Origin of the sequence: Nocardioides sp. LHD-245 (assembly GCF_030929495.1) — a bacterium.
In the GTDB taxonomy this organism is placed as follows: Bacteria; Actinomycetota; Actinomycetes; order Propionibacteriales; family Nocardioidaceae; genus Nocardioides.
In genome coordinates this window covers 1-16,496 of record NZ_JAVFWN010000019.1, presented here as the reverse complement: position 1 = coordinate 16,496, position 16,496 = coordinate 1, and the positions used below count along the sequence as shown (strand labels likewise).

14 protein-coding genes are annotated in these 16,496 nt (G+C 71.5%); 6 read left to right on the top strand and 8 right to left on the bottom strand.

Translation table 11 applies throughout. The features are described 5' to 3' along the window. Positions 1 to 82: 82 nt before the first annotated feature. Positions 83 to 1,582 carry a hypothetical protein gene (locus RB608_RS24345; protein ID WP_308090674.1) on the top strand — a complete coding sequence of 500 codons (1,500 nt, stop codon included), beginning with the start codon at positions 83 to 85 and terminating at the stop codon, positions 1,580 to 1,582. An 18-nt stretch (positions 1,583 to 1,600) separates the two neighbouring features. On the opposite strand, the gene RB608_RS24340 is transcribed toward RB608_RS24345, so the two are convergent. The 3 genes from RB608_RS24340 to RB608_RS24330 are packed head-to-tail and all read right to left on the bottom strand — an operon-like array spanning position 1,601 to position 5,375. Further along, complete coding sequence (locus tag RB608_RS24340; protein ID WP_308090673.1) at positions 1,601 to 3,112, bottom strand: AMP-binding protein; 1,512 nt, start codon at positions 3,110 to 3,112, stop codon at positions 1,601 to 1,603. Then, positions 3,109 to 4,152: an acyl-CoA dehydrogenase gene (locus RB608_RS24335; protein ID WP_308090672.1), complete on the bottom strand. Its 1,044-nt coding sequence runs from the start codon at positions 4,150 to 4,152 to the stop codon at positions 3,109 to 3,111. The genes RB608_RS24340 and RB608_RS24335 overlap by 4 nt, the downstream gene beginning before the upstream one ends. Before the next feature lie 17 nt (positions 4,153 to 4,169). Further along, positions 4,170 to 5,375, bottom strand: coding sequence for an acyl-CoA dehydrogenase family protein (locus RB608_RS24330; protein WP_308090671.1), 1,206 nt, complete (start codon positions 5,373 to 5,375; stop codon positions 4,170 to 4,172). A 61-nt stretch (positions 5,376 to 5,436) separates the two neighbouring features. Here RB608_RS24330 and RB608_RS24325 point away from each other — a divergent pair, with 61 nt between their 5' ends. From RB608_RS24325 to RB608_RS24315, 3 genes are read left to right on the top strand one after another with little or no spacing between them, the layout of a single operon-like run. After that, the gene (locus RB608_RS24325) at positions 5,437 to 6,597 is read left to right on the top strand and encodes a Rieske 2Fe-2S domain-containing protein (protein WP_308090670.1); all 1,161 of its coding nucleotides are present in this window, start codon (positions 5,437 to 5,439) and stop codon (positions 6,595 to 6,597) included. 13 nt (positions 6,598 to 6,610) lie between these two features. Further along, positions 6,611 to 6,913 (top strand): hypothetical protein, encoded by a 303-nt coding sequence (locus tag RB608_RS24320; RefSeq protein ID WP_308090669.1) that lies wholly within the window; start codon positions 6,611 to 6,613, stop codon positions 6,911 to 6,913. Positions 6,914 to 6,950: 37 nt separating this feature from the next. Further along, positions 6,951 to 8,048 carry a ferredoxin--NADP reductase gene (locus RB608_RS24315; protein ID WP_308090668.1) on the top strand — a complete coding sequence of 366 codons (1,098 nt, stop codon included), beginning with the start codon at positions 6,951 to 6,953 and terminating at the stop codon, positions 8,046 to 8,048. Between the two features lie 162 nt (positions 8,049 to 8,210). On the opposite strand, the gene RB608_RS24310 is transcribed toward RB608_RS24315, so the two are convergent. Beyond that, positions 8,211 to 8,603, bottom strand: a complete 393-nt coding sequence (locus RB608_RS24310; protein ID WP_308090667.1) for a hypothetical protein — start codon at positions 8,601 to 8,603, stop codon at positions 8,211 to 8,213. 95 nt (positions 8,604 to 8,698) lie between these two features. Continuing rightward, the gene (locus RB608_RS24305; RefSeq protein WP_308090666.1) at positions 8,699 to 10,639 is read right to left on the bottom strand and encodes a GMC family oxidoreductase; all 1,941 of its coding nucleotides are present in this window, start codon (positions 10,637 to 10,639) and stop codon (positions 8,699 to 8,701) included. A 45-nt stretch (positions 10,640 to 10,684) separates the two neighbouring features. On the opposite strand from RB608_RS24305, the gene RB608_RS24300 reads away from it, so the two are divergent. Then, positions 10,685 to 11,290: a DNA-3-methyladenine glycosylase I gene (locus RB608_RS24300; protein ID WP_308090665.1), complete on the top strand. Its 606-nt coding sequence runs from the start codon at positions 10,685 to 10,687 to the stop codon at positions 11,288 to 11,290. Here RB608_RS24300 and RB608_RS24295 read toward each other — a convergent pair. Genes RB608_RS24295 through RB608_RS24285 form a run of 3 tightly spaced genes read right to left on the bottom strand, consistent with a single transcriptional unit; the run spans position 11,274 to position 13,131 of the window. Next, the gene (locus RB608_RS24295) at positions 11,274 to 11,783 is read right to left on the bottom strand and encodes an NUDIX domain-containing protein (RefSeq protein WP_308090664.1); all 510 of its coding nucleotides are present in this window, start codon (positions 11,781 to 11,783) and stop codon (positions 11,274 to 11,276) included. The two genes, RB608_RS24300 and RB608_RS24295, sit on opposite strands and share 17 nt — an antisense overlap. Beyond that, positions 11,780 to 12,451, bottom strand: coding sequence for an MBL fold metallo-hydrolase (locus tag RB608_RS24290; protein WP_308090663.1), 672 nt, complete (start codon positions 12,449 to 12,451; stop codon positions 11,780 to 11,782). The genes RB608_RS24295 and RB608_RS24290 overlap by 4 nt, the downstream gene beginning before the upstream one ends. After that, positions 12,448 to 13,131, bottom strand: a complete 684-nt coding sequence (locus tag RB608_RS24285; RefSeq protein WP_308090662.1) for a maleylpyruvate isomerase family mycothiol-dependent enzyme — start codon at positions 13,129 to 13,131, stop codon at positions 12,448 to 12,450. The genes RB608_RS24290 and RB608_RS24285 overlap by 4 nt, the downstream gene beginning before the upstream one ends. 157 nt (positions 13,132 to 13,288) lie before the next feature. Here RB608_RS24285 and uvrA point away from each other — a divergent pair, with 157 nt between their 5' ends. Next, positions 13,289 to 16,312, top strand: a complete 3,024-nt coding sequence (gene uvrA / locus RB608_RS24280) for an excinuclease ABC subunit UvrA (protein WP_308090661.1) — start codon at positions 13,289 to 13,291, stop codon at positions 16,310 to 16,312. Positions 16,313 to 16,496: the final 184 nt, after the last annotated feature.

Genomic DNA, 16,496 nt, shown 5'->3' with positions numbered 1-16,496 from the left:
CGACCGACGGTCGACGGAGCCTGGGTGATCGTGCGAGGGTGAGCCCACCTGGCGGCCGCGGCGCCGCCGTACCAGAGACGACATGGGGGTCGGCATAGTGCACGAGGAGACGACGGACCGCGCCCGGCGGCAGGCGGTGCGCAGACTGGCCCTGGCGGCGTCGGCGGCCGCGCTGATGCTGGCCGGGGCCGTGGTGACGGCGGGCTCGTCGCAGGCGGACCTCTCGCTGGGCGGAGTGCCGCGGGCGACCTGCGTCGCCGGCGACCCGGTGGAGACGGGGACCCAGGGCCGGGTGCCGGCCGCGGACTACACGTCCGGGCGGGCGCGGCAGGGCTACCGGTGCAACACGGTGCAGGTCGGTCATCACGGCAAGCGCTCGACCCTCGGCTCCGGCGGCTACAAGGTCCAGCGCTACACCGATGCGACCGGGCGGACCTGCGCCTACTACGACTCGGCGCTGATGGTGGGCCTCAACCTGCCCGGCCTGCTGACCGGTGGCGCCGGGCTGGGCGTCGTAGTGCTCGACATGACCGACCCGGCGAAGCCGGTGCGGACCGCGAACCTGGTCACGCCGGCCATGCTCCAGCCCCACGAGTCGCTGCTGGTCAACGAGGAGCGGGGCCTGCTTGCCGCGGTGATGGGCACCCTGGCCACGGCGCCGGGCGTCCTCGACGTCTACGACATCAGCCAGGACTGCCGCAAGCCTCGGCTGAGGTCGACGACGCTGTCGGGCGTGATGGGCCACGAGAGCGGCTTCTCTCCGGACGGCCGGACCTTCTGGACAGCGGGCGCGGCGGGGTTCACGCTGACCGCGGTCGACCTGACCGAGCCACGCCGGCCGCGGATCCTCCACACCAAGACCGGTGTGGTCTACCACGGCCTGCGTCTCTCCGACGACGGCCGCACCATGTACGTCGCCAACATCGGCAGCCCGAGCGTGCTCACGGGTGGCCTGCTCGACGGGGCCGGCCTGGACATCCTCGACGTCTCCGACATCCAGGACCGGCGCCCGAAGCCCACGATCCGCACGCTCTCCCGGCTGACCTGGGAGGAGTCGTCCATCCCCCAGGTGGCGGAGCCGTTCACCAGCGGCGGGCGGCGGTACGTCCTCGAGGTCGACGAGTTCAGCGACCTGTTCGGCGACTTCACCCGGATCAACTCGCCGAAGAGCCCGGTCGGAGCGGCGCGGATCATCGACGTCACCGACCCGCGCGCCCCTGTCGTCGTGTCCAACGTGAGGCTGGAGGTCCACGATCCGCTGGTCCGCGGGGACGTCATGACCGACCCGGGTGCGCGGATGATCGTCCGCAGCTACACCGGGCACTACTGCTCGGTGCCGACGCGGGACGACCCGAAGATCGCCGGCTGCTCGATGATCGGCTCGGGGCTGCGCCTGTTCGACATCTCCGACGTCACCCGTCCCCGGGAGGTCGGCTACTTCAACCAGCCTGGTCCGAACGGCGCCGCGGCGCTGTCCCAGCCGGCGTGGGACCTCGAGCGGGGCCAGGTCTGGTACACCGACATGGACGAGGGCTTCTTCGCCGTCGGCCTCCGGGGGGCGGCCGCGGCGCTGCTGCCCTGAGCCCTCGATCCGGGCCGATCAGGCGTACGCCGTCCCGCGTTCGGCCCGCACCCACACCGGCGCGTCGTCGGCCGGGACGACGCCGGCGGCCGTGAGCTCGCGCTTGACCACCTTGTTGGTGGCGGTGCGGGGCAAGCTGTCGACGATGCGCACATAGCGTGGCCAGGCCTGGCGGGAGAGGTCCGCCTGATCCGCGAGGAAGGCCTCGAAAGCCCCGGGGGTCAGCGCCCCGCGCAGGATGAGGGCGCAGGCGACCTGGTCGCCGACCTTCGGGTCCGGGACGGCGTACACGGCCGCCTCGCCGATCGCCGGGTGCCGCAGCAGGATCCGCTCGATGGGCGCCGCCGCGAGGTTCTCCCCGTCGACCCGCAGCCACTCGCCGGACCGGCCGGCGAAGTAGACCCAGCCGTCGGCGTCGCGGTAGGCGAGGTCGCCGGACCAGTACCTGCCGCCGCGCATCCGCTCGGCCTCGGCGGCGGCGTCGCCGTAGTAGCCGGCGAAGGCGCCGGCACCCGTGGTGTTGACCAGCTCGCCGATGGCCTCGTCGGGGTTCAGGAGGCGGCCCGCATCGTCGAAGACCGCGTCGGCGGTCACCTCGCCGGAGTCGGGGGCCAGCACGGCCACGCCCGGCAGTGGCCGGCCGAGGGCGCCGCGGGGCATGCCCGGCCGGCGCTGCACGATGACGGCGTTCTCCGTCGAGGAGTAGGAGTCGACGACCTCGCACCCGAAGCGCGTGGCGAAGGCCGCGATGTCTGCCTCGTTGGCCTCGTTGCCGAACGCGAGACGCAGCGGGTTGTCGGCGTCGTCGGGCCGTTCGGGCGTCGCGAGGACGTAGGTCAGCGGCTTTCCGACGTAGTTGGCGTAGGTCGCCCCGAAGTCGCGGACGTCGGGCAGGAATCCGCGTGCGGAGAAGGCCGCGACCGCGAACGAGGCACCGGTGGTGAGCGCCGGCGCCCAGCCCGCCATCACGGCGTTGGAGTGGAACATCGGCATCGACACGTAGTGCACGTCGTGAGCCGTGAGCCCGAGCCGGCGCACGAGGTGGGTGCCGGGACCGGTGATCTTCTCGTGGGTGACGCGCACGGCCTTCGGCGAGCCGCTGGTGCCGCTGGTGAAGATGAGCATGAACAGTGACTCGGGTGTGGGCGTCGCGCCAGGGAGCGCGGCGTCCTCGGTGGCGGCGAGGGCGCTGAGCGCGAGGTCGGGGGAGTCGATGACGAACTGGCAGTCGGCCTTGGCGACATCGGCGTCGAGGGCCTCGCCCCGGCGCGTCGTGTTCAGGCCCACCAGGACATGGCCGCCGAGGCCGGCGGCCGCCAGGTGCAGCGCGAAGGCGGGCCCGTTGGGCAGCAGCACTCCGACATGGGGTGGTACGTCGGGCGCGAGCCGACGCTCGACTCCGGCGGCCAGGCGAGCCGCCGCGGCGGCGTACTGCCGCCACGACAGCTCGCGGACCGCGCCTGCCTCCCGCCAGCGCAGCGCCGGCCGGTCGTCGTCGGCCCGGGCGAGGAGCAGGTCCCGGACCGTCACGCGAAGCTGCGGCCGATCGCCAGGGCCTGCTCGGTCGCGCCCCCGAAGAGGAACTCGAACCGCTTGCCGCTGGTGAAGTAGCGGTGCGCCTCGCCGTCGAGATCGATGCCCACGCCACCGTGGACGTGGACCGTGGTGTGGGCGATCCGGTGCCCGGCGTCGGCGGCCCACAGCTTCGCGGTCGCCACCTCGGTCGCCGCGGGCAGTCCGGCCTGGAGACGCCACACGGCCTGCCACAGGGTGAGGCGCTGGCCGAGGACGTCGATGAAGCCGTCGGCGAGACGCTGGGACACCGCCTGGAAGGTGCCGATCGGGCGTCCGAACTGCTCGCGGGTCTTGGCGTACTCGGCGGTGAGGCGCAGCGCCCCCTCCGTGACGCCCAGCTGCTCGGCCGCGGCGAGCGCGACGAGGAGCTGGCCGAGCTGCTCGGGTGCCTCGGCGCCGCCCACGGGGGTGGCGGCCGCGGCGGAGAAGGTCACCAGGGCCGCGGCGTCGCCATCGCTGGTGCGCTGCGCGACCCGATCGACGCCGGGCGCCGTCGCGTCGACGAGGTAGACGCCCGGGCCGGACGGGCCCGTGGCGGTCACGAGCAGGGCGTCGGCGGCCGTCCCGGCCCGGACGAGCGTCTTGACGCCGGTCAGCGCCTCGTCCGCGGAGGCGGTGACGACAGGTGAGGCTGGTAGGTGCGCGTGCTCCTCGGCGACCGCGGCGGCATAGAGCCGGTCGCCGACCGGCAGTCCCTGCCCGGCGAGCAGCGCGGTGCAGGCGCCGTGGACGGCGAGCGGCACGGGAGCGACCCGCTTGCCGACCTCGACCAGGATGCGGGCCAGCTCGATCAGGCCGAGCCCGGCGCCGCCCTGGTCCTCGGGAAGGTGCAGGCTCAGCAGGCCCGCCTCCTCGAGGTCGCGCCACAGCGCGCGGTCGAACCGGTCGCCGCCGGCCTCGACCTCCTTGAGCCGCTCGTTGGCGGTCTTGTCGGTGAGGATCCGCGCGGCCAGCTCGGCGGCCTCGTCCTGCTCGGGGGTGAAGAGGAAGTCCATGGTGTGCTCCTGTGCGCTCAGGCTCGCTTGGCGGCGGGCAGGCCGAGGCCGACGTACCCGATGATGTCGCGCTGGATCTCGTTGGTGCCGCCACCGAAGGTCATCACCAGCGAGGAGCGGTGGAACCTCTCGAGACGGCCCGCGAGCACGGCACCGGGCGAGTCGCCGGTGACGCCCGCGTGGGGGCCGACGATCTCCATCAGCGAGCGGTAGACCTCGGTGGCGAGCTCGGAGCCGTAGATCTTCGTGGCCGAGGCCTCGGCGGGGGAGAGCGGTACGCCGTGGTCGGCATCGGCCGCGAGCTTCCAGTTGATCAGCGAGAGCGCCTCGACCCGGGCATGGGCGCGACCGAGCGCGATCTGCACCCACTCGGTGTCGATGACGCGCGCCCCGGCGCCCCCCGAGGTCGAGGGGAGCCGGGTCTCGGCGGCCCAGTCCTTCACGAGCTGCAGCGAGTGCACGAGCGGAGCGGCCGAGGTGAGCGCCACGCGCTCGTGGTTGAGCTGGTTGGTCATCAGGGCCCAGCCACCGCCGCGCTCGCTGACCAGGTTGGCGGCGGGCACGCGCACGTCGGAGTAGTACGTCGCCGAGGTGCCGACGCCGGCGACGGTGTGGACCGGGGTGTAGGACACGCCGGGCGCGTCGGCCGGCACCAGGATCATGGAGAGACCCTTGTGGCGAGGCGCATCCGGCTCGGTGCGGCAGGCCATCCAGAGCCAGTCGGCGTACTGGATGAGGGAGGTCCACATCTTCTGGCCGTTGATCACCCACTCGTCGCCCTCGAGCGTCGCCTTCGTCTTGAGCGAGGCGAGATCGGTGCCCGAGCCGGGCTCCGAGTAGCCGATCGAGAAGTGCAGCTCGCCGGCGAGGATCCTCGGGAGGAAGTAGTCCTTCTGCTCGGTCGACCCGTAGCGCATGATCGTCGGGCCCACCGTGTTGAGCGTCAGGTACGGGATCGGCACCCCGGCGATCGCGGCGACGTCGGTGAAGATCAGCTGCTCGACCATGGAGCGGGCCTGGCCGCCGTACTCCTTGGGCCAGCCGATGCCGAGCCAGCCGTCCTTGCCGATCTGGCGGATGACGTCCTTGTAGACGCCCGCCTCGCCGAACTCGCCGGTGGCGGACGCGAGGCCGGCCCGGACCTCGGGCGTGACGAGCTGGGCGAAGTACGCGCGGAGCTCCTCGCGCAGGGCTACCTGCTGCGGCTCCAGATCGATGTTCATCGGGTCTCCTCGAAGGGCTGGGTTGTTGTCAGCCTAACGGCAAAACTGTAACGTGTTCTACATGACCGCGACCCCCGCAGCCGTTGTGCGCAGCCTCGACCAGGGAACGACGCCGATCCGCTTCGCGCGAGGATGGCACTGCCTGGGGCTGGCCGCGGACTTCGCCGACGGCAAGCCGCACGCCGTCCACGGGTTCGGCACCAAGCTGGTGGTCTGGCAAGACGGCGAGGGCGAGCTCAACGCGCTCGACGGCTTCTGTCGGCACATGGGCGGCGACCTGACCCAGGGCGAGGTCAAGGGCGACCACATCGCCTGCCCGTTCCACGACTGGCGGTGGGGTGGCGACGGCAAGTGCAAGGAGATCCCGTATGCGCGCCGGGTCCCCCTGCGGGCCCGCACCCAGCGCTACGAGACGGTCGTGCGCAACGGTCAGCTGCTCATCTGGCACGACCCCGAGGGCTCCGCGGCCGACCACGACATCCTGCCGCCCGAGCTGCCCGACGTGATGTCGGACAAGTACACGCCCTGGTCGTGGCACACCAAGGAGATCAACGGCTCGCACTGCCGCGAGCTCATCGACAACGTCGCCGACATGGCGCACTTCTACTACGTGCACTTCGCGTTCCCGACGAGCTTCCGCAACGTGTTCGACGGGCACACCGCGACCCAGTTCATGGAGTCCAAGGGCCGTCCCGACACCTCGGGCGGCAGCGGGTACGGCGACGAGAACTCGATGCTCAAGTCGGTCGCGACCTACTACGGACCGGCGTACATGATCAACTGGCTCGAGGTGGACTACAAGGGTTTCGTCACCGAGGTCATCCTGATCAACTGCCACATCCCGACCGGGCCCGAGTCGTTCACGCTGCAGTACGGCATCAGCGTGCGCAAGCCCGAGGGGCTCGACGACAAGACCTGCGCCTACATCGCCGAGCGCTACACGGAGTCCTTCGGCGACGGCTTCCTGCAGGACGTCGCGATCTGGGAGAACAAGGTCGCCGTCCAGAACCCGCTGCTCTGCGAGGAGGACGGCCCGGTCTACCAGCTGCGCCGGTGGTACGAGCAGTTCTACGTCGACGTCGCCGACGTCAAGCCCGAGATGGTCGACCGGTTCGAGTTCGAGGTCGACACCACGAAGGCCAACGAGTACTGGCACGCCGAGGTCGCCGAGAACCTGGCCAAGCGCGCCGCGGCCGACGCCGCGGCGCCTGCCGACGCCTGACGGGCCGATCCGGATGGCATCTTTCGTCCCCACCCGCGAGGAGACCCTCGCCGACCTCCGGCGCTACACCGAGGACCGCCTGGTCGAGGTGGCCTGCCTGGACTGCCTGGCCCGGGTCCGGGTCAAGAAGAACAGCGACCATCAGACGTCCGTGCAGTGGACCGGACAGTCCCGGTCGGACTGTCAAGAGTTCCAGCGACGAGGCGAGGCTCCCGGAGGGCGGGACGTGCACAAGCCGTGCCCCCGGTTGATGGCTAGCATCGACGAGGCAGTTCGGGCCGGCGATGTCCCGATCGGTGCGTACGACGGGTACTGACCCCGTCCTTCCAGCAACAGTCTCGATAGGGAGTTCCGTGGACATCGAGTCCTTCGTCCTTGACGTCGTCGGTGTGGTCGAGGAGACCGCCGACGCGAAGTCGATCAGCTTCGCCGTGCCCGACGGCGCGGAGGAGCGGTTCGACTACAAGCCCGGCCAGTTCCTGACCGTGGCGGTGCCGAGCGACCGGACCGGCATCGCGGCGCGGTGCTACTCGCTGTCCAGCAGCCCCCACGACGGCGGGCCGCTGACCGTCACCGTCAAGCGCACCGCCGACGGGTACGCCTCCAACTGGATCTGCGACCATCTCGCCGTCGGCGACACGCTGCGCGTGCTGCCGCCCTCGGGCATCTTCACGCCCTCGTCGCTCGACGCGGACCTGCTGCTGTTCGCCGGCGGGTCCGGGATCACGCCGGTCATGTCGATCACCCGCACCGCGCTGGCCGAGGGCAAGGGCCGGATCGTGCTGTTCTACGCCAACCGCGACGAGAGCTCGGTGATCTTCGCCGCCGAGCTGACCCGGCTCGCGGCCGAGCACCCCGACCGGCTCCAGGTGATCCACTGGCTCGAGTCCGTCCAGGGCATCCCGACCGACGCGCAGATGAGGGTCTTCGCCTCGGCGTACGGCGGCTTCGACTCGTTCGTCTGCGGTCCCGCGCCCTTCATGAAGATGGTGACCACCGTGCTCAAGGAGCTCGAGGTCCCGCGCAGCCTGCGGCACCAGGAGAAGTTCGTCTCGCTGGGGGGCAACCCGTTCGGCGACCTCGAGGAGCTCCAGCGGGCGGAGAGCGAGATCGCGCTCGCCGAGTCCGACGACGACGGCCCCGGCGCCGACGTCTTCGCGGACGCCCCGGCCGGCCCGGTCAAGCTCGAGGTCGAGCTCGACGGCCAGGATTACACCTTCGACGACTGGGATCCGCGCACCAAGCTCCTCGACTTCCTCGAGAGCAAGGGCGTCAAGGCGCCGTACTCCTGCCGCGAGGGCGAGTGCTCGGCCTGTGCCATCCGGCTCGTCGACGGCGACGTCAGGATGCTCTACAACGACGTGCTCGACAAGGACGATCTGGACGACGGCATCCGCCTCGGTTGCCAGTCCGTGCCGTTGACGGACACGGTCAAGGTCAGCTACTCCTAGATCGGCGCGAGCGCGTCGCTCCTTCTGTCGCTCCCTATGCCTCCTCGCCCGCCGTTCCCACCGCAGCCGGCCGAGCATGGGGAGAGACGACAACGGCCGCCGGCTGCACCCCCCTAGGATGCAGCCGGCGGCCGTCGGTCTCGGTGGCCTCCGGTGGGCCGGTCAGGCGGCCGGTGCCGGCGCGGGCGCCGGAGTCTTGGCCAGGCACTTGTCGAGCCGCTCCTGGGCGTGCGCGACGCGCTGGACCTGGAACTTCTTCGCCTTCTTGACCTGGGCCTTCTTCTCCTTGGCGCTGGCCACGGCGGCCCGGGCGGACCGCTTCTCCTGGGCCGTCTCGGACGCCTTCGCCTCGGCCTTGGCCTCGGCGATCGCCTCCTTCTTGGTGGCCAGCTTCGCGGTCAGCGACTCGAGCTTCGCCTGGGCCTTGTCGAGCTGGCCCTGCTCCTTGGCGCACGGGGTGTCCGTCGGTGGTGCGGCGACGGCGCCGGCGAGCGGCGCGACGGTGATGCCGAGGGCGAGGACGGCCGCCGCGGCGGCGGTGCGGGCGAGGGTCATGGGTGACGCTCCTTCGTGGGTCGAATCGTTCGTCACCCGGTACATGTCGCCAGCGGCGCGGCCCGTTACATCCGTCTCGCGCGGGTTCGGACCGCTCAGGTCAGCCGCGCGGCGAGTCGAGTGGCCGTCATGTGGGCGATCGACTCGATCGAGATCATCGGATTGACGCCCGAGGCGGTCGGGAAGCAGGAGCCGTCGGCGACGTACAGGCCCTCGATCTCCCAGGTCCGGCCGTCGGGGTCGAGCGCCGAGGTGGCGGCGGAGCCGCCCATCCGCGCGCTGCCCATGATGTGGAGCGCGGCGAGCGCGAGGGTGGCCGGCGCGGCCCCGGCGGAGCGCAGGTCCCGTTCGAAGCCCGCCGCGGAGCCGCGTACGCCGGGCTCGTAGCTGACCGTGCGGTGGTGGGTCGAGGCGATCCAGCGTGCCCCCGCGGCCTCCGCGATCCGGGCGCCGCCCACGAGCCCCTGGATCAGGTGCTCGGTGTCGGGCGGCGAGAGCCGGTAGCGGACGACGGGCTCGCCGTGCCGGTCGATCCGCACCGTGCCGCCGGGATCGCGGTCGCGCACGATCACCGCGACGCCGAGGGTGTGCCGCAGCTCGGTCATCCGGCGCCGGAAGTCGTCGGAGCCGCGCCAGTTGACGAAGCCGGTGCCGAAGGCGGGCGTGAGTGGAGCCGTCTCGAAGAGGACGCCGTAGCCGCGGCCGTCGAGGTCGGTGAGCGCGTCGACGTACCTGCTCTGCATGGCGCCGGTCCAGCCGTCGACGGGCTCCTCCATCCGGCCCCACACGGCCGTGGCGGGATGCAGGCGGAGATGGCGGCCGATCTGGGGATTGGTGAGGCCGCTGCGCTGGAGCAGGGCAGGTGTCTGGACCGCGCCGGCGGCGACGACCACCGCGCGCGCCCGGACCCGGACCTGGTGCCCCTCGGCGGTGACACCCTCGACGCCCGTGGCTCGCCCGAAGCTGGTGACGACGGTGCGGACGGTGACGCCGGTGCAGATCCGGGCGCCCGTGCGGGCGGCGTCCTCGAGCCAGGTCTTCGCCGTCGACTGCTTCGCGCCGAGGCGGCAGCCCATCCCGCACCGGCCGCACTCGACGTCCTGGTCACAGCCGACGACATTGCGCGGCATCGCGGCCACGTCCCAGCCGAGGGCGCGGGCGCCGCGCTCCAGGATCGCGTCGCGCGGTGCGGCCCGGTCGTGGTCGGTGTTGACGCCGAGCCGAGCGCACACGGCATCCATCGAGGCGGCGTACTCCTCGGTCGCGAACTGCGGCACACCGTGGCCGGCCCATTCCTCGCGCACGTGGTCGGGGGTGCGGAAGGAGGTCGTGTAGTTGACGACGGTGCCGCCGCCGAGCCCGCGCCCGGCGAGCAGCGCGAGCTGGCCCTCGGCCGTCGACTGGGGACTGAGCGCGTAGAGCTCCAGGAATCCGGTCTCCTCGCCGCCGTCGAAGTGGCGCTCGTCGTGCATCCCACCGGCCTCGAGGACGACCACGTCCAGCCCCGCCGCGGTGAGGACACCGGCGGCCGTGCCGCCGCCCGCGCCGGAGCCGACGACCACCACGTCGCAGCTCATCGCGGTGTCGTGGGTGATCGGCGTCGGCCGGATGACCGGTGCGGGCGGGTCGGGGCGGAGGCCGAGAGGGCCGGAGTAGCCGAGGCCGTCCCACAACGGCGGGCCGCCGGTCATGTAGTAGGGGAGCAGGGACGCGGTCTTGAGCCCCTGGAAGAGCACTCGCTTGGCGCCGACCCGGCTGTCGGAGAGCGAGAGCAGGACCCGTTCGCGCCCGGCACGGTCCAGCTCGGAGAAGCGCTGCGGCCGCCCGGTGAGGGCCAGGCCGAGCGCCCGGCTGTCCCACGCGTCGAGGAGCGCGCGCAGCTGGCGCAGCTCCTTCGTGCGGGGATTCGCCGCCGCGATCCGCAGAGCCAACTCATGCGCCCCGGTCTCCGTCGGCGACGGCACCTCGTCGCCGCCGGACGCGAACGTGTCGGCGATGAGGCCCATCGCCCGGACCTGCCTCGCGCTGAACTCCATGCCGGGACTGTAGGGCGTGTCGGCGGCCCGTGGGAGGGTCTGCGCATGAACGCTGCCGCTGCCGGGCCCGATGGTCTGCCTCGCTGTCCGTGGTCCCTGTCGCCCGTTGAGCTGCCCTACCACGATGCCGAGTGGGGCTTCCCCGTCGCCGACGACCGGCGGCTGTTCGAGAAGATCAGCCTCGAGGGATTCCAGGCGGGGCTGAGCTGGCGCACCATCCTGGTCAAGCGCCCCGCCTTCCGCGCGGCCTTCGCCGACTTCGACTTCCGGGTCGTGGCCGGCTACGACGAGAGCGACGTCGAGCGGCTGCTCGCCGACGCCGGCATCGTGCGCCACCGCGGCAAGATCGAGGCGACGGTCAACAACGCGGCGCGCGCGCTGGAGACCGTCGCCGAGCACGGATCGCTCGCCGCCTACCTGTGGGGCTTCGAGCCGGCGACCGCCGACCTGGCGGAGCCGCAGACCCTCACCACCTCGCCGGCCGCGACGGCCCTGTCCAAGGACCTCAAGAAGCGCGGCTGGAAGTTCGTGGGGCCCACCACGATGTTCGCCTTCATGCAGGCGATGGGCCTGGTCAACGACCATGTGGTCGGCTGCGTGATCCGTGACGAGGTCACGGCCGCCCGCGGGAGGTTCACGCCTCCGGCATGAGCCGGTCGCCCAGCACCGCCAGTGTGTCCGGCACGAACGGCAGCCTCGTCACCATCTCGCGCAGCCGCTCCACCCCGACCCACGCGCCCCAGGCGACCTCCTCGGGCTGCCAGGTGATCGGGCCGTCGTAGACGCAGGTGTAGGCGAACGCGTGGTACGTCGTGTGCTCGTCGGCGTAGTCGGCCTCACCGAGCGGCTCCAGCTCGACGCCGCTGACGCCCAGTTCCTCGGCCGCCTCGCGGACCGCGGCGTCGTACGGCTCCTCGCCGGCCTGGAGCACGCCGCCGGCCGCGAAGTCGTAGCGCCCCGGGAAGACGTCCTTGGTGTCCGTGCGTCGATGGACGTAGACCTCGCCCCTGCTGTTGCGCACGACGATCAGCGTCGCCGCGTGGCGGAGGTTCCGGGCCCGCATCTGCGAGCGGGGGACCACTGCGCCGGTCGGGCGGCCGTCGTCGCCGTACAGGGCGACCTGCTCCTCCAGCGAGCCGGTCACCAGCCCCGCTCGCGCCACTCGGCCAAGTGCGGACGCTCGGAACCTATGGTTCCGTCGTTGCCGTGGCCGGGGTAGAACCAGGTGTCGTCGGGCAGCGTGCCGAACAGCTTGGCCTCCACGTCGTCGACCAGGGTCGTGAACGCGTCGGCGTCGCCGAAGGTGTTGCCGACGCCGCCGGGGAAGAGGGAGTCGCCGGTGAACAGGTGGGGGTGGCCCTCGGGGTCGCGGTAGAGCAGGCAGATCGAGCCGGGGGTGTGGCCGGTGATCCGGATCACCTCCAGCACACACGAGCCGACGGCCACCGTGTCGCCGTCGGCGACCCGGCGGTCCACGGTCACGCCGGTCTGCTGGTTGATGGCGTCGGCGTCGGGCTCGCCCGCGACAACGCTCGCGCCGGTCGCGCCGACGACCTCGGCGAGCGCGCGGTGGTGGTCCCAGTGCTGGTGGGTGGTGACCACGGCGGTGAGGCCGGCGTCGCCGACGAGGGGCAGCAGTGTCTCGGGCGCGGCGGCGGCGTCGATCAGCACCTGCTCGCCCGAGTCGTGGCAGCGCAGCAGGTAGCAGTTGTTCGACATCTTCTCGTCGACGGCGACCTTGGTGATGGTCAGGCCGGCCAGCTCGCGCACGTCGGCGGGGCCGCCGACCGTGACCTCTCCGGTGTAGCTCATCGTCCCTCCAGGCTCGGCAGCGTTCCGGTCGTGCTCGACAGTACTGCCGCGGGCTCGCGGCCCGTCGCCCACCAGGCGAGGGCGCCGAGGGGGCCGCTGACCGTCGGCGCGTTCGCGGTGGGGGAGCCGAAGGCCCAGCGGGCCGGCTCGTCGGTCGCGACCACGTGGAAGCCGGGGCCGTCGTACCGCGCGGCGTCATGGCCGAGGAACGCGATCGCGGTGGCCGGCGGCCAGTCGGCGGCGGAGTAGCCCGCGTCGAGGTCGGCGTGGTGGATCTCGACCTCCCGCAGCCTCAGTCCCGGTACGCCGTCCGCCGGCATCAGCTGGCCGCCCGGGGTCCGCTCGAAGGTGGTGCCCGGGGCCAGGCCGGCCGAGACGCCGGTGACCTCGGCCAGCGCCGCGGAGCCGGCGACGAGCCGGTCGAGCACGGCCGCCGGAGGCTCGGCGGCCAGCACGTCGATGTCACCGTCGCGGGCGCCGTCGGAGGCGTACATCGCCGTCGGCCGACCGTCCCGGATGCCGCGGAGCACGCCGGCGAGCGCCTCCGCGTTGAGCGCCAGGTGGGCGAGCACGTGGGCGCGACTCCAGCCGGTGCACAGTGAGGGGGTGGCCCAGCCGTCGGCAGGCAGGGCCCGGGCCGTGGTGAGGAGCCGCTCGGTTGCGGCGGTGAGAGAGGTCACGGCCCCATCATGCCTGGGCGGGGAGCGCGGACCGTGGGGCTGTCGGTGGTGGGTGAGAGGCTGTTCCCGTGCGTGGCGACTTGCCTGCCGACGTACGATGACGAACACTTGTTCGAAGGGTCTCGACAGGCTCGACCACCGACGCAAGAGGACTGCAGTGACCGATCAGCTGATCATCCGTGGGGCGCGCGAGCACAACCTCAAGGACGTCTCGATCGACCTTCCCCGCGACTCCCTGATCGTGTTCACCGGGCTCTCCGGCTCCGGCAAGTCGAGCCTGGCGTTCGACACGATCTTCGCCGAGGGCCAGCGGCGCTACGTCGAGTCGCTGTCGGCGTACGCCCGCCAGTTCCTCGGCCAGATGGACAAGCCCGACGTCGACTTCATCGAGGGCCTCTCGCCGGCGGTCTCGATCGACCAGAAGTCGACGTCCAAGAACCCGCGCTCGACGGTCGGCACGATCACCGAGGTCTACGACTACCTCCGGCTGCTCTACGCCCGTGCCGGTCGCGCGCACTGCCCGACCTGCGGCGCGCCGATCGAGCGACAGACGCCCCAGCAGATCGTCGACCGGATGCTCACCCTCGAGGACGGCACCCGGTTCCAGGTGCTGGCACCGGTCGTCCGGGGTCGCAAGGGCGAGTACGTCGAGCTCTTCCGCCAGCTGCAGACCCAGGGCTTCTCCCGGGTCAGAGTGGACGGCGAGACCCACAATCTCGACAGCCCGCCGACCCTGGACAAGAAGCTCAAGCACACGATCGAGGTCGTCGTCGACCGGCTCGCGGTCAAGGAGTCGGCGAAGCGCCGGCTGACCGACTCCGTCGAGACCGCGCTCGGCCTCGCCGGCGGCCTCGTCGTCTTCGACCTCGTCGACGGCGGCCAGGAGCTCAAGTTCTCCGAGAAGATGGCCTGCCCCAACGACCACCCGATCGAGACCGACGACCTGGAGCCGCGGTCGTTCTCCTTCAACTCGCCGTTCGGCGCCTGCCCGGCCTGCACCGGCCTCGGCACGCGGATGGAGGTCGACCCCGAGCTGGTCGTGCCCGACCCGACCGCGACGCTCGCCGAGGGCGCGCTGCAGCCGTGGAGCCACGCCCATGTCGCCGACTACTTCGGCCGCCTGCTGATCGCCCTGGGCGACGAGCTGGGTTTCGACGTCGACACGCCCTGGGAGCAGCTCTCGCCCAAGGCTCGCAAGGCGATCCTCGAGGGCCACGCGACCAAGGTGCACGTCGTCACCCGCAACCGCTACGGTCGCGAGCGCTCCTACTACGCCGACTTCGAGGGCGTCCGCACCTACGTCGAGCGCCGCCACCGCGAGGCCGAGAGCGACACCAGCCGGGAGCGCTTCGAGGGCTTCATGCGCGAGGTGCCGTGCCCGGTCTGCGCCGGCAGCCGGCTCAAGCCGGTCTCGATGTCGGTCACCCTCGGGCCCCGCGACCGCGGCGGCAAGAACATCGCCGAGGTGTGCGCCCTGCCGATCAACGAGGCGGCCGCCTATCTCGCCGACCTCGACCTGTCCGCGCGGGAGCGGCAGATCGGCGAGCGGGTGCTCAAGGAGATCCAGGAGCGCCTCAACTTCCTCCTCGACGTCGGTCTCGACTACCTCTCCCTCGACCGGCCCTCGGGCTCGCTCTCGGGTGGCGAGGCGCAGCGGATCCGGCTCGCGACCCAGATCGGGGCCGGCCTGGTCGGCGTCCTCTACGTCCTCGACGAGCCGTCCATCGGCCTGCACCAGCGCGACAACCAGAAGCTGATCGAGACCCTGGTCCGGCTCAAGGACCTCGGCAACACGCTCATCGTCGTCGAGCACGACGAGGACACCATCCGGGTCGCCGACTGGATCGTCGACATCGGTCCGGGCGCCGGCGAGCACGGCGGTCAGGTCGTCCACTCCGGCACGGTCAAGGACCTGCTGGAGCACCCCGACTCGATGACCGGCCAGTACCTCTCCGGACGCCGCGAGATCCCCGTGCCCGCCGTGCGTCGCCCCCGCACCAAGGGGCGCGAGCTCAAGGTCATCGGCGCCCGCGAGCACAACCTCAAGGACGTCGACGTCGCCTTTCCGCTGGGCGTCTTCACAGCGGTCACCGGCGTCTCCGGCTCCGGCAAGTCCACCCTGGTCAACGACATCCTCTACACCTCGCTGGCCAAGCAGATCTACAACGCCCGCGCGATCCCGGGCCGGCACCAGAAGATCACCGGCCTCGAGCACGTCGACAAGGTGATCCACGTCGACCAGTCGCCGATCGGCCGCACTCCGCGGTCCAACCCGGCGACGTACACCGGCGTGTTCGACCACGTCCGCAAGCTGTTCGCGCAGACGCCCGAGGCCAAGATGCGCGGCTACCAGCAGGGCCGGTTCTCGTTCAACGTCAAGGGCGGCCGCTGCGAGGCGTGCGCCGGCGACGGCACGATCAAGATCGAGATGAACTTCCTGCCGGACGTCTACGTCCCGTGCGAGGTCTGCCACGGTGCCCGCTACAACCGCGAGACCCTCGAGGTGCACTACAAGGGCAAGACCATCGCCGAGGTCCTCGACATGCCGATCGAGGAGGCCCAGGAGTTCTTCGCCGCCGTGCCGCCGATCGCGCGGCACATGAAGACGCTGACCGAGGTCGGGCTCGGGTACGTCCGGCTCGGTCAGCCGGCGACCACCCTCTCCGGTGGCGAGGCGCAGCGGGTCAAGCTCGCCGCCGAGCTGCAGAAGCGCTCCACCGGCCGCACCGTCTACGTCCTCGACGAGCCGACCACCGGCCTGCATTTCGATGACATCCGCAAGCTGCTCGGCGTCCTGTCCGGACTGGTCGACAAGGGCAACACGGTCCTGGTCATCGAGCACAACCTCGACGTGATCAAGACCGCCGACTGGCTGATCGACATGGGCCCCGAGGGCGGCTCGCGTGGGGGCACCGTGGTCGCGGAGGGCACCCCCGAGGACATCGCCGCGACGCCGGGCAGCCACACCGGTCACTTCCTGCGGCCACTGCTCGACGGCCGGGCGGCCGAGCAGCCGACCGGGCTCAAGCGACCGCCGGCGGCGGTCCTCCCGGCCAAGAAGGCGGCTGCCAAGAAGGCCCCGGCGAAGAAGGCTCCCGCCAAGAAGGCCGCCGCGACCAAGAAGGCCGCCGCGACCAAGAAGGCCACGGCCAAGAAGACCTCATCGACCGGGAAGAAGTGACCGACGAGGCTGCGCCTGAGTAGGGCCTCCTGGTCGCTGAGATCGACGACCCTCGAGCACGCCCCCTAGTGTCGCGTGTCGTTAGTTCTTGAACAGTTTGGATTCTGAAATCATGGGAGCATGGCGAATCGTCCTGCCCCTGCATTGGTGCTGCGTGATGGTGACCGGGAGAAGCTCGAAGGGT